General features: G+C 66.6%; 13 protein-coding genes. 8 read left to right on the top strand and 5 right to left on the bottom strand.

Annotation, left to right across the window (positions count from 1 at the left end; all coding sequences use genetic code 11):
* Positions 1-7: 7 nt before the first annotated feature.
* The 3 genes from V9L18_RS14135 to V9L18_RS14145 are packed head-to-tail and all read left to right on the top strand — an operon-like array spanning position 8 to position 2,698.
* Positions 8-754 (top strand): DUF5998 family protein, encoded by a 747-nt coding sequence (locus V9L18_RS14135; protein ID WP_337347798.1) that lies wholly within the window; start codon positions 8-10, stop codon positions 752-754.
* Entirely contained in the window at positions 754-1,986 is a 1,233-nt protein-coding gene (locus tag V9L18_RS14140) for an alkaline phosphatase family protein (protein ID WP_337347799.1), read from the top strand. Before V9L18_RS14135 ends, V9L18_RS14140 begins: the two co-directional genes overlap by 1 nt.
* A complete protein-coding gene (locus V9L18_RS14145; protein WP_337347800.1) occupies positions 1,979-2,698 on the top strand; it encodes a thymidine kinase in 720 nt (239 codons plus the stop codon). The genes V9L18_RS14140 and V9L18_RS14145 overlap by 8 nt, the downstream gene beginning before the upstream one ends.
* On the opposite strand, the gene sepH is transcribed toward V9L18_RS14145, so the two are convergent.
* Positions 2,695-4,050: a septation protein SepH gene (gene sepH / locus V9L18_RS14150; RefSeq protein ID WP_337347801.1), complete on the bottom strand. Its 1,356-nt coding sequence runs from the start codon at positions 4,048-4,050 to the stop codon at positions 2,695-2,697. The genes V9L18_RS14145 and sepH overlap by 4 nt on opposite strands.
* Before the next feature lie 292 nt (positions 4,051-4,342).
* Here sepH and V9L18_RS14155 point away from each other — a divergent pair, with 292 nt between their 5' ends.
* Positions 4,343-4,642, top strand: a complete 300-nt coding sequence (locus V9L18_RS14155; protein WP_337347802.1) for a DUF4193 domain-containing protein — start codon at positions 4,343-4,345, stop codon at positions 4,640-4,642.
* Positions 4,643-4,683: 41 nt separating this feature from the next.
* On the opposite strand, the gene V9L18_RS14160 is transcribed toward V9L18_RS14155, so the two are convergent.
* Positions 4,684-5,172, bottom strand: coding sequence for a DUF3093 domain-containing protein (locus V9L18_RS14160; RefSeq protein WP_337347803.1), 489 nt, complete (start codon positions 5,170-5,172; stop codon positions 4,684-4,686).
* A gap of 95 nt (positions 5,173-5,267) precedes the next feature.
* On the opposite strand from V9L18_RS14160, the gene dut reads away from it, so the two are divergent.
* The 4 genes from dut to V9L18_RS14180 all read left to right on the top strand — a co-directional run bounded on the left by dut (position 5,268) and on the right by V9L18_RS14180 (position 7,739).
* Entirely contained in the window at positions 5,268-5,789 is a 522-nt protein-coding gene (dut, locus tag V9L18_RS14165; protein ID WP_337347804.1) for a dUTP diphosphatase, read from the top strand.
* 147 nt (positions 5,790-5,936) lie between these two features.
* Positions 5,937-6,650 carry a DUF3710 domain-containing protein gene (locus V9L18_RS14170; protein WP_337347805.1) on the top strand — a complete coding sequence of 238 codons (714 nt, stop codon included), beginning with the start codon at positions 5,937-5,939 and terminating at the stop codon, positions 6,648-6,650.
* A complete protein-coding gene (locus V9L18_RS14175) occupies positions 6,643-6,996 on the top strand; it encodes a hypothetical protein (RefSeq protein ID WP_337347806.1) in 354 nt (117 codons plus the stop codon). Before V9L18_RS14170 ends, V9L18_RS14175 begins: the two co-directional genes overlap by 8 nt.
* On the top strand, positions 6,993-7,739 hold the full coding sequence (locus V9L18_RS14180) for a DUF3159 domain-containing protein (RefSeq protein ID WP_337347807.1): 747 nt from the start codon (positions 6,993-6,995) through the stop codon (positions 7,737-7,739). The genes V9L18_RS14175 and V9L18_RS14180 overlap by 4 nt, the downstream gene beginning before the upstream one ends.
* On the opposite strand, the gene V9L18_RS14185 is transcribed toward V9L18_RS14180, so the two are convergent.
* The 3 genes from V9L18_RS14185 to V9L18_RS14195 all read right to left on the bottom strand — a co-directional run bounded on the left by V9L18_RS14185 (position 7,706) and on the right by V9L18_RS14195 (position 11,550).
* Entirely contained in the window at positions 7,706-8,446 is a 741-nt protein-coding gene (locus V9L18_RS14185) for a potassium channel family protein (protein ID WP_337347808.1), read from the bottom strand. The genes V9L18_RS14180 and V9L18_RS14185 overlap by 34 nt on opposite strands.
* Positions 8,446-9,117 carry a potassium channel family protein gene (locus tag V9L18_RS14190; RefSeq protein ID WP_337347809.1) on the bottom strand — a complete coding sequence of 224 codons (672 nt, stop codon included), beginning with the start codon at positions 9,115-9,117 and terminating at the stop codon, positions 8,446-8,448. The genes V9L18_RS14185 and V9L18_RS14190 overlap by 1 nt, the downstream gene beginning before the upstream one ends.
* Before the next feature lie 99 nt (positions 9,118-9,216).
* Positions 9,217-11,550: a SulP family inorganic anion transporter gene (locus V9L18_RS14195; protein ID WP_443197952.1), complete on the bottom strand. Its 2,334-nt coding sequence runs from the start codon at positions 11,548-11,550 to the stop codon at positions 9,217-9,219.
* Positions 11,551-11,800 lie beyond the last annotated feature (250 nt).

An 11,800-nucleotide genomic window follows, 5' to 3' on the forward strand; every position in this document is an offset into this window, starting at 1 on the left:
TGGGGGAATGAGCTCACAGCCTCCCACGTCGACGCCTCAACCGCCCGGCAATGACAACCAGGCCACCCGACCCCACAGCTCACACAGCCACAGCGCCCAGGGGCAGAGCCTTGACGGTGCCCTCCAAAAGGCCGGCTTCTACCCGCGGCTGGTGGCCGACGTCGTTGACGACGCCCTGGACGGCCGCGACTGCGTAGCCCACCTGGTGCACCTGGAGACGCACTTTGACCGGGCCGAAGTCCGGCGCCACATCACGGTCCTGGTCCTCACTTCTGACATGCTGGTGATCACCCACGTGGACGACCAGCAGCTGGACGAAGCCGGCGAACAAATTGTCGCGCAGATCTCCACCGAATCCGTTCCCGTGGCCCAGATCCGCTCTGTGGTGCTCAGCTACATGTATGCGCAGCCGCAAAACTACAAGCCCTCCGATCCCGTGCGCGAGCTGACCTTGGCCATCGCCTGGTCCGGCGGCCAGCGGCTGGATATGGGCCCGGCCAGCTGCGGGGACCCGCAGTGCGAGGCCGACCACGGCTACAGCGGCACTATCGCCCAGGAGGACATTGTGCTGCGGATCAGCGCCGAAGCAGACGGACTCCAGGCCGTTCAGGACGCCAAGCTCTTCGCCCGTGCACTGCGGGCCGTCAACACTGGGTCCACCTCGCCGGTCCTGCACACCGCGCAGTCCATGCAGCCCCGGTCGCGTGCCGGTGTCTTCGGAAACCGCCTCAGCCGCGGTCACCAGCAGCGCTGATGCCCGGCCACGGGAAAACTGCAGTCCCTCCACCCCCGGCCGAAAAAGCAGGTACGGCCACCCTGCCGCACGCTCCCGCCTTCGGTCAGCGCTCCATCGCGGACGTGCTCACCAGCGCCGCGGCAAGCCTGGGCGTGGAAGGGTTCGCCAACACATTGGACCTGCCGCCGTCGTCACGGGTCTGCGTGGTCCTGGCCGACGGACTGGGCCGGAACCTGCTGAAGCAAAAGTCTGCCCACACACCGTTCCTGCGGTCCGTGATGCAGAACGGGCAGGGCTCTGTCCCCGTCTGGCTGGACTCCACTTTTCCGTCCACCACCGCAGCGGCACTGGCCAGTTTCGGAACCGGGCTGGCTCCGGGCCAGCACGGGATGGTGGGCTATGACGTCCTGGACGCGGACCAGGACAAAGTGGTCAACATGCTCGGGAACTGGGACGCCGGCGTTGACCCGCTCACCTGGCAGCCATTCCCCACTGTTCTCGAACAGGCCGCCGCGTTCGTCGACGTCACTACGGTCAGCCTGCCGCAGTTTGGTAACTCGCCGATGACCCAGGCAGCCCTTCGTGGCGGCCGCTTCATCTCCGGCACAACCTCCCATGCCCGGACGGGCTCGGCCGCAGAAGCCATGGCGGCAGCAGCACCTGCCCTGATGTACTTTTACGTCAACGACCTCGATAAGGCGGGCCACCGGTACGGTTGCCAGTCAGAACAATGGGAACACCAGCTCGAGGAGCTGGACGCGACCGTCAAGCGACTCAACGCCTCCCTTCCTGCCGGAACGACCGTCCTGCTCACCGCCGACCACGGCATGCTTGACGTCCCGCCGCAGCAGCGGATCGACTATGCGGCGGATCCCGCCCTTATCGCCGGTGTGCGGCACACGGCGGGGGAGCCGAGGATGGTTCACCTCTACTTGGAAGATGGCGTCGACGGTGCGGGGCGCGACCGCCTCCTGGATGCCTGGCGGAACCGGTTCGGCGACAGGATCTGGGCATTCACCCGCGAAGAGGCGGTGGCCGGAGGACTATTCGGTGCCCTGCGTCCCGCCGTCGGACCGCGGATCGGAGACGTCATGATCGCGGCGCGGGACGCCCTTGCGCTGTATGACAAGCGTCGCGTCAGGCCGGCCGCCATGGAGGTAGTGGGCCAGCACGGCTCGCTGACCAAAGCCGAACGCGAAGTCCCGCTGCTGTGCTTCACTGCCGAAGGCAGAAAGGCCGGACGTGGCTGAGCTGGTGTTCTTCTCGGGGACCATGGACTGTGGCAAATCCACACTGGCACTGCAGATGGACTACAACCATCGTGCCCGTGGACGCGGCGGAATCAGGTTCAGCCGCAACGACCGCGCCGGCGGCTCCCGGATCTCCAGCAGGCTCGGCCTGGAAACCGACGCCGTGGAGGTTACGGACCACACTGACTTCTGGGACGAGGTGGTCACCCGGCGCACCCGCGGACAGCGGGTGGACTACCTGATCTGTGATGAAGCTCAGTTCTATTCGCCCCTGCAGGTGGAACAGCTGGCTCGGCTCGTCGACGAGATCGACGTCGATGTTTTTGCTTTTGGGATCACCGCGGATTTCCGCACGAGGCTTTTTCCCGGCTCCCAACGGCTGATCGAACTCGCCGACCGGGTTCAGGTCCTGCAGGTGGAGGCGCTGTGTTGGTGCGGACGGCGCGCAACACACAACGCACGCACGGTGGATGGCGTCATGGTGATGGAGGGTGCCCAGGTGGTGGTGGGCGATGTGGACATGGCTCTGGACCCTGCCGCGGCCGGTACCGAAGGCCAGCTGCCGGTAGTGGGCTACGAAACGCTGTGCCGCCGGCACTACATGCGGCGGGTCACTGCGCACGGAGCCAACATCATGGCCCAGCAGGACCAGTTGCTGCCGTTCGAGACGGACGCCTGCCTGTGGCGCGGTTCAGGCGGAACCGCGAGTTAGTCGCCCCTGGTCCCGAAAACGATCTCGTCCCAGCTCGGAATGCTGGAGCGTTTTGGCTTGGAAGGCTGCCTTTCGGGAACATCCGCATCGCGGTCGGCACGGCCGGCTGGAGCGGACTCGTCATGTGCGCGGCGCTGATTCCGGCCGCCCAGCAGTTCCTCAAGACCAAAGCTGGCCCCTGTGTGCGCTGGATTCTGCGCCGGCGCTGCAGGAGGAGCAGCCTCCGAAGGGCGGGCCGGGGACGCGACGATGGTGACTTCGCGGGTTTCCGTGCTCACGCCGTCGTGCAGTTTCAGCACGTCGTCGTCGTCTTCGTCTTTGTTGTGCAGGGGAATCAGGCTCAGCCGGGACAACATGGAGGGCCTGGCGTCGCGCCTGCGCGTGAGGGGATCGGCCTGCGCAGCCGGGGCGTCCGGCTCCGAGCCCGGTCCGGAGGGAGCAGCCTCGTGCTGCTCCGGTTCAGGCGGGACCTCGGACGGCCTCGGGTGGGCTGCCGGTACGCCGTGCGTGAGGAGCAGGGCCAAAGCGTCATCGGCGTCCTCATCCACACCAAGCCGCTGGCCGCGGCGGGAACGGAGCATGTCCAGCAGTCCGTCAGCATCCTTGCCAGGCTGCGGGACAGCCGTAGGGCCGGTGTGCACGCCGCCGGAATGGCGTGCGGCCGCTTCAGCGTCTGTCTCAAAATCAAAGGGCCGGTCCGAAACGGCTGTCAGCCGCCGCGCAGGGACAACGCCGTCGAGGGGCTCAAGTTCACTGAGCTGCTGGGCCCAGCGGTTGGCGTTCTGCAGGGACTTGCGGGCGGGGCTGAACGTCCACAGGGCCGGTGGTTCCTCGCCGATGCCGGCTGTGCCATCCTTTTTTGCTTCGAAACGGGCAGCAACAGTCCAGCTGCCGTCAGGGCGCCGCCACGAGTCCCACTCGACTGACGACGGTTCGATGCCGTGCGCCCTGAGCCGGTGCGCCACCATGTCGTCCAGCGACGGCGGGTTGTCGCCAAAAGCGGAACGGTAAGCATCATGACCGGGGGAAGGGGAAGCCACCTCGATTTTCCGGGCCTGCTGGGCGACGTACTCGCGCTCGGCAAGAACGGGCCCCTCATACCGCTCAACCTTGGCCAAGGGCAGGCCGGAAAGCTCCGCCACGTCCGCGGCGGTTGCGCCGCTGCGGATTCTTGCCTGGATATCCCGCGGGGACATGGCAACGGGCGGCACGGCGGATGCTGCCTTGGCCGACGACCGGCTGGCTGCCCGCAATGCTTCATCGATCGGCAGCTGGAACATCTCGCCGCCGGCTCCGCTCAACAGGAGATGCTCCCCGTCGTCGTGTACGCCTACAAGCCGTAGATCCTGCATACAAATCCTCCACCCTGGCATTACTATCAATCGAAACTCTGCCACCCGGCAGTCCCTTTTTGGGTCAAGAGCTAGGGCGCGCCGCGATATTCCGGGCGTTTCCGGGCCTCTCCCGGAAACGGCGGCGCCAGCCACCGCCGTTCTCGGCCGGCCTGGCGAGGGGCCGAAGCAGACTCTGGCTTTTAGCTCCGTCTTGCGGAAAGATGTGCCCCACGCAGGGCACAAACGCATACTGTCCAGCGTTATGCAGGTGGTAAACCGGCCACCGGAACTGGAGCGAGGTTAAGAGGAAATGGCCACCGATTATGATGCGCCGCGTAAGTCCGAAGAAGACCTCAGCGAGGACTCCCTTGAGGAACTGAAGACCCGGCGCTCGGACAAGCCCACGGCGGTGGTGGAGGAGGACGAGAGCGATCTGGCCGCTGGCTACGAACTCCCCGGGGCTGATCTTTCTGGCGAAGAACTCATGGTCCAGGTGGTCCCCGCGCAGGCCGACGAGTTTACCTGTTCGTCCTGCTTCCTGGTCCGGCACCGGTCACAGATCGCCAGGGAAAAGGACGGCCGGTTCTACTGTGTGGAGTGCGAAGGCTGATCCGGGAGCCGACGCGGCGGACCGTTGCCGGCGGGCAACCGCTACTTGCCGGACAGGGCCGCTGTAAGTTCTTCGGGGCGCCTCGTGGACGTGAGCCAGTACGGGGTCCGGTCGGACGGGTCGGTGATTTCGATCCTGACCACGGGGTCGATCCAGCCTCTGATGCAGAGATAGGCCAGCCCGTTGAGCCGGGTGCCCCGCTCGGCCGTCGCTTCCTTGGCCCGGAACGGCTGCACGCTGCCGACGAACCGGCGTTCGATTGTTGCGCGACCGACCGTGAGAGCGTCCTGGGTAACCGTGATGGTAGGGGTGGAGAGCACCAGCAGGACCGCCATGATGCCGAACAGGACTGCTGCCGCGGTGTATCCGGCGGCTGCACTGATGGGGGCGAACACCAGGATTCCGGCTCCGGCGATGCCGGCCACTATGATCCAAACCCACGGCGTTGGCCACAGTTTCTCCCGGAAAACAACCGATGGACTGGCGGAGGGGCTGTTGGGAACCGGCACGGCGGAGCTTGATTCGGGCATGCCCCCAGCTTTCCATCTTTGGGTGGCTATTTCATCTTGGCCCGGAACCGCCCAAGCTAGGCCGAATAAGCAGGCGGGCGTTAGAGTGAGTGACTGTGACTGACGAACTTGCCACGGTAGAAACCGCTTCCGAATCCCGGGCCCCTGCATTGCTCGGTGCCCCCACGCTGCAGGTACAGCTGAAAATGCTCGACGCCGGCCTGGAGGCCCCCTCCTACGCTCACCCGGGCGACGCCGGCGCGGACCTCCGCGCCCGTGAGGACGTGGTCCTGCGGCCGGGGGAGCGGAAACTGGTTCCCACCGGTGTGTCCATTTCCTTGCCTGACGGCTTCGTTGCGCTCATCCATCCGCGGTCCGGCCTGGCCACCAAGCACGGGCTGACCATCGTCAACGCACCCGGCACCGTGGATGCGGGTTACCGCGGTGAGATCTCCGTGACCCTCCTGAATACGGACCTGACGCAGGACATCGAACTGCGACGCGGCGATAGAATTGCACAAATGGTCATCCAACGGGTGGAGTACGCACAATTCGTCCGCGTCGATGAACTGGATGGGTCAGTCCGGGGTGCCGGCGGGTTCGGCTCTACCGGCGGATTCACCCCTCCCACTGCCTGACGCCTGCCGCAGGAGGACCGGTACGCAGCGGACCGGCCGCGCGGCCGCCAGCCGGCACGGATCGAATACGGCAGCTTATTACGGCAGCACCCAAGGGTTGACGGCGGGACCGCCGGCCAGGCACATTCACAACTAAGGAGACGACCCATGGTTTTTGGGCTCGGCAGGAAAGCCAAAAAGGAACAAGAAGCCGAACCGGATGCCCCGGCCTCGCCGGAGGAGTCCCCGGACGAGGCAACGGACGCATCGGGCCGCAGCGTGACCGGGCCTTTTGATATCTCCGAAATCGCCAGCCGTGACGGCTATGTGGACCTGGGCGCGCTCCTCATCGCACCCAGCGAGGGACTCCAGCTCCGGCTTGAAGTTGAAGAAGCCACCCAGCGCGTGGTGGCCGTGACCATGGACCTGAACGGTTCAAGCCTGCAGCTTCAGGCGTTCGCGGCTCCCAAGTCAGAGGGTCTCTGGGACGAGATCCGGGAACAGATCGGCCAGTCCGTGGGAAGCCAGGGCGGTCAGGTCGAGGAGGTCCAAGGCCAGTTCGGCACCGAGCTGGTGGCAAAACTTCCAGCAGGCGCCGCGGACGGAAGCCAAGGTTACCGGGTGGCCCGCTTCGTGGGCATTGACGGACCGCGCTGGTTCCTGCGCGGAGTCCTCGGCGGTGCCGCAGCCATGGACCGTGACGCCGCAGCACCCCTGGAAGCGCTGTTCCGAAAGATCGTGGTGATCCGCGGCGACAGCCCCATGCCGCCCCGCGACCTCCTCCAACTTCGCCTGCCCAAGGACGCCAGCACGACGCCGCCGCCGGGCGCTCCCGCGCTGCAGGAACCCGAACGCGGCCCGGAGATTACACAGATTGGCTGATTCCCCTCAGGGTGCCACATCCCCGCTCCGGGGAGCCGGAGTACCCGTCAGCGAGCTCCCGGACAAGGGTCGTGTGGCGTGCCACGGCTACATCGAATCGGTCACCTATGTCCCGGCCGACCAGACAGCGGCGTTCACGGCCATCGTCACTGATTCGGAAGGTCCCCGGGCGGGCACCCGGCCAGCGAAAGGCCGCCTTCGCGTCATCTGGCTCGGCCGCCGCCGGGTTCCGGGCATCGACGCCGGGACCGAAGTTCGGCTTGAAGGCATGCTGACACACAGCCAGGGCCTGCCCACCATGTTCAACCCACGCTATGAAATACTGTCCCGCCAGGAGAACGAATGACCGCGCCCCAGCAGCCAGAGAAGCCTTCCGAGCCGGCCCAGGAGCCGCCAACGATGGCAATGCTCGCCGAGGGTTACGCGGCCAAAGCCGGCCTGCACCGTACCCACGATGGCCGGATCGACGTTTTGCGCAGCGCCGGCGGTGTCCAGGGGATAGCGGAGAGCATTGTCCCCGGGCTGGTTTTCCTGATCTCCTTCACCATTACCCGCGACCTCACCCCGTCGCTGGTGGCAGCCCTGGCCTCTGCAGCAGTTTTCACTGTGGTGCGCCTGGTGCAGCGGCGGCCCCTGACCCAGGCCCTTGCCGGTGTAGTGGGTGTGGGAATCTCAGCCTGGCTAGCCAACACCACAGGTAAGGCCGAAGACTTCTACCTTCCCGGATTCATCACCAATGCGGCTTACATCGTGGCGATGATGGTGTCGATCTTCGTCAAGTGGCCCATTGCGGGGCTTCTGTTCGGCTTGATCCGCAACGAAGGCTTTGACTGGCGCAAGGACCCTTCCCGCCTGAAGGCCTACCGGCTGGGGACCTGGATCATCGTCGCTGTCCTCGCGCTGCGGCTGATCGTGCAGGTTCCCCTGTACCTCCTGGGCGGTGAAGGGCTCACGGCCCTGGCCACAACCCGGCTCATCATGGGTGCGCCGCTGTACATCCTGGGTGTCTGGATTGCCTGGCTGGTCACGCGGCCTGTCCCGGCGGGCGCCGGAACTCAGCCCTCGAAGCCGTCGTCCTCCGGAACCTGAGCTTCCGCCGGCTGGGCTTGGCGGTCGCCGTCGTCGGAGCCCTCGGCCGGTTCAGCAGAGAGCAGCGCGCGCAGCTCGTCCTCGGCCGCGATGGTGGTGACAAAGAACAGTTCGTCTCCGCCGTCGATCACGTCATCGCGACTGGGGGTTATCGGCGCGTGGTCCCGCAGGATGGCCACGAGCGTGGAGTCCTCGGGCCAGCGGATCTCGCCCACGGTCAATCCGATGGCGTGGGAATCGTGCGGAACCGTGAACTCCACGATCGATGACACCCCGGTCTGGAGCGTAAGCAGCCGGACGAGGTCGCCGATCTCCACTGCCTCTTCCACCAGGGCGGTCATCAGCTGCGGAGTGTTGACGGCCACGTCCACTCCCCAGGAATCGTTGAACATCCAGTCGTTCTTGGGATTGTTGACCCGGCCCACGGTGCGGCCGACGCCAAACTCGGTTTTGGCCAGGAGGGACACCACAAGGTTGACCTTGTCGTCGCCGGTGGCTGAAACCACGACGTCGGCGTCTTCCACTTTGGCGCCCTGCAGCGTACTGAGCTCGCAGGCGTCGCCCACCAGCCAGTGCGCACCGCGGAGTCCGCTGCGCCCAATGACCTCCGGCTTGAGGTCGATGAGCAGGATTTCATGCTTGTGCGCCAGCAACTCCCTGGCGATTGATGAGCCGACACTGCCGGCGCCCACGATGACGACTTTCACTACAACTCCTTGGCGGGTGCTTTGGCCAGAATGTGGGCGACCTGTGGGCTCCGGTCCACCAGCAGCATGGCGTGGACAGTGTCGCCGTCCTGGTAGGCCATGCCGGGTTCGGGAAGGATGCCCTCACCGAACCGGGTGAGGTAGGCGACCCGGATGTCAGCGGCCTTCTCGATCTCACTGATCCGGTGCCCGATCCAGCCGGCGTCGAGGTCCAGTTCCGCCAAGACCAGGCGGCCCGACGGTTCGCGGAAATCGCCGGCGAGGTGCTGTTCGGGAAGGATGCGCCGCAGGACCTGGTCCGCGCTCCAGCGCACGGCCGCGACCGTGGGAATACCGAGCCGTTGATAGATCTCCGCGCGGCCGGGATCGTAGATCCGGGCCACCACGTGCGGGACATGGAACGTCTCGCGGGCAACGCGGGTGGCCAGTATGTTGGAGTTGTCGCCGCTGGACACTGCTGCGAAGGCATACGCTTCGGCAACCCCCGCCTGCTTCAGCGTGTCCCTGTCGAACCCCACACCGGTGACTTTCCGGCCCGTGAAGCCCTGCCGGAGCCTGCGGAAAGCGCGGTCATCCTGGTCGATGATGGCCACGGAATGGCCCGCATCCTCGAGTGTGTGCGCCAGCGTCGCCCCCACCCGGCCACATCCCATGATCACGAAATGCGCCACCCGTATCTCCTCAACTTTCCTTGCCCGTTACTGCTGCTAGAACTCTACCGGCACGGGCACCGCGATCGTTCCGCACGGAGCGTCACAGGCACGGGCGGGCTAGCCAGACGCCACTGGGTCCCCGGTCCGGAGCCGCTGTGGCAGCGGGTGCAGGTGGCCGATTCCTTCCGCGGTGACCTGGAGGACGCGGGCCGTGGGAATGTCATAGAACAGGCCGGTGAGCTGGACGGCGCCGGACTCCAGGGCCCCTGCCACCGAGGGGTGGCCCTGGAGCCGCTCGAGCTGCACGGCGACATTGACCATGGCCAGCTGATCCACGGGATTGAAGCCCGCCTCCGCTGCCGCCCGCTGCACCGGGTGGCCGCCGCGGAAGGCCAGCAGGCTGGCGCGGGTGTGTTCAAGCCACATGTCGATTGGCCCTTTCGCCTGGTGGCCAGTTCCTCCGTCCAGCAACGCCGTCATCGCACCGCAGCCGCTGTGGCCGCACACCACCAGGGTCTCGACGGACAGTTTGCCCACCGCGAACTCCAGGGCGGCGTCGGTTGCCGCGTCGGTTCCCGATCTGCCCACCACGTTGCCCACGTTGCGGACGGTGAACAGGTCTCCCGGGCCGCTGCTGGTGATTACGTTGGGTACCACGCGTGAGTCCGCGCAGGTCAGGAAGAGGGTGGACGGGTCCTGGTAGGTGGCCAGTTCGCCCACATGCGGCTGAAGCAGGCCTGCGGTCCGACGGTGGTAGTTTTCGACGCCGGCCATGATGGGCTGCAGCACCGGCGCATCATCGCCGTCCGGCCTGGGAGGAGTTGGCGTCCGTCCCTGCCAGGCGCTCCACGGTGCGAACCCGCTGCGAACGGCGGACCGGGCGTCCCCGCGGCAGGGCGCTGAAGCGTGGGCATCTTCCAGGCTTGCAGTGCCGTGCTCCTGGACGGTGACGGAACCGCCGGTGGCCACATGGCGGGTCTGCCAGGCGTCCAGCGCGTCCTGGACCGGGTGGTCCAGGTAATCAACATCCAGCTCCAGGGTCACCTTCGTGCCGGCGGGGACAGCGGCGAGGACAGCGCTGAGCCGGGGCAGCGACAGAAAGCTGCACGAACCGTCGATGACGACGCGCCAGGCGCCGTCGGACCCTGATTCCGGGGAGGCGCTGACGGTAGCCCGCGCTATCCGCCACAGCACCAGTGCAATGGCCAGCAGCAGCCCGGTCAGCACGCCCACCAGCAGGTTGGCGAACACAACGATGGAGAGGGTTACCGCGTAGACGGGAAGGTCGCCGGTCCGGCGGGCGGTGCGGATGTCCGCCGGGCGTACCAGCCGGGCCCCGACGATGATCAGCAGCCCGGCGAGGACGGACTCGGGGATCAGTTGGATCAGTCCCGCCAGCAGGAGGGAAAAGACAAGCACCCAGACACCATGGAGCACCGCCGAGGACCGGGTCCGTGCCCCGGCCTCCAGGTTGGTGGCGCTGCGGACGATCACTCCCGTCACCGGCATGCCGCCCAGCAACCCGGACGTCACGTTGGCGGCGCCCTGGCCCATGAGTTCCCGGTTGAAGTTGGTCCGCGGGCCGTGATGCATCTTGTCAACTGCTACGGCCGAGAGCAGGGATTCCACGCTCGCGATCAGGGCGATAGTGACGGCGCCAATGACCGCGGCGGACCAGTTTCCTGCGGGCAGCTGCGGCAGGGACAGCGAATCCGTCAGGGATCCGCTGAAGGTGATCCGGTCTACGCCGAAGGGGAGTGAGAGCGCCGTGGCGGCGATGACCGCCACCAGCGGGCCGGGGACGCGGCGCACCGGCTCAGGCAGGCGCCGCCAAAGGAGCAGCGTTCCGATGACGGTGATGCCGAGCCCGGCAGCGGCAAGTTCGGCGGCGACTACGCTGGCGGGGATGGCAGCGATGTTACCGAGCGCTGAACTGGCAGACCCGGCTCCCAGCAGCACGTGGAACTGTTGGAGCACAATGGTGATGCCAATGCCGGCCAGCATGGCGTGGACCACCACGGGGGCAATTGCCAGGGCCACCCGTCCGAACCGTGCCAAGCCCAGCAGTGCCTGCAGCACTCCGGCCACGGCGGTGATGGCACACGTGGCCGGCCAGCCGAACTGGTCAACAAGTCCGGCCACAATCACCGTCAGGCCGGCGGCGGGTCCGCTGACCTGGAGCGGCGAGCCGCCCAGGCTTCCGGCCACGATGCCACCCACCGCGGCTGCGATCAGGCCGGCCATGATGGGCGCGCCCGAGGCCGCCGCTATGCCCAGGGATAGGGGCACCGCCACCAGGAAAACCACCAGCGACGCCGGGAGGTCGTACCGCAGCGCGTCAGCAAACCGCCTGCCGGCAGCCCAGCGGGGCCGTGGACCGGGGAACCCCGTTCCTTCGTCCTTGCTGCCGGGATCGTGAAAATTTTCCGTCGTAACAGGTGCTGTTCTCAAGGCAGTCCTTCGTTTGTCCGGTGGGTGGTGGCCACGCTATTGACCGGCCGTCGGCGCGTGCAAGGTGCCGGACAGTGAGAAGAAACACTCCGATTCCTGGCTCTCGCGTGCGTGGCAGGGGCGATTCCGGGGTTCCGCTGGCAGGGCGGCGGCGGGTCTTTTCCTGCCACGCCGCGGCGCACACCCCGGTGTCCCTTATTCAAGTCAAATTGCTGGCAAGGGCCGCTTTGAAGCCCTTATCGCCGCCAAA

This window comes from Pseudarthrobacter sp. CCNWLW217 (assembly GCF_037203985.1).
GTDB lineage: Bacteria > Actinomycetota > Actinomycetes > Actinomycetales > Micrococcaceae > Arthrobacter.

Coding starts and splice junctions, on each gene's coding strand:
- V9L18_RS14135 (WP_337347798.1), top strand. CDS start 8: ATGAGCTCACAGCCTCCCACGTCGACGCCTCAACCGCCCGGCAATGAC.
- V9L18_RS14140 (WP_337347799.1), top strand. CDS start 754: ATGCCCGGCCACGGGAAAACTGCAGTCCCTCCACCCCCGGCCGAAAAA.
- sepH (WP_337347801.1), bottom strand. CDS start 4,050: ATGCAGGATCTACGGCTTGTAGGCGTACACGACGACGGGGAGCATCTC.
- V9L18_RS14155 (WP_337347802.1), top strand. CDS start 4,343: ATGGCCACCGATTATGATGCGCCGCGTAAGTCCGAAGAAGACCTCAGC.
- V9L18_RS14160 (WP_337347803.1), bottom strand. CDS start 5,172: ATGCCCGAATCAAGCTCCGCCGTGCCGGTTCCCAACAGCCCCTCCGCC.
- V9L18_RS14170 (WP_337347805.1), top strand. CDS start 5,937: ATGGTTTTTGGGCTCGGCAGGAAAGCCAAAAAGGAACAAGAAGCCGAA.
- V9L18_RS14180 (WP_337347807.1), top strand. CDS start 6,993: ATGACCGCGCCCCAGCAGCCAGAGAAGCCTTCCGAGCCGGCCCAGGAG.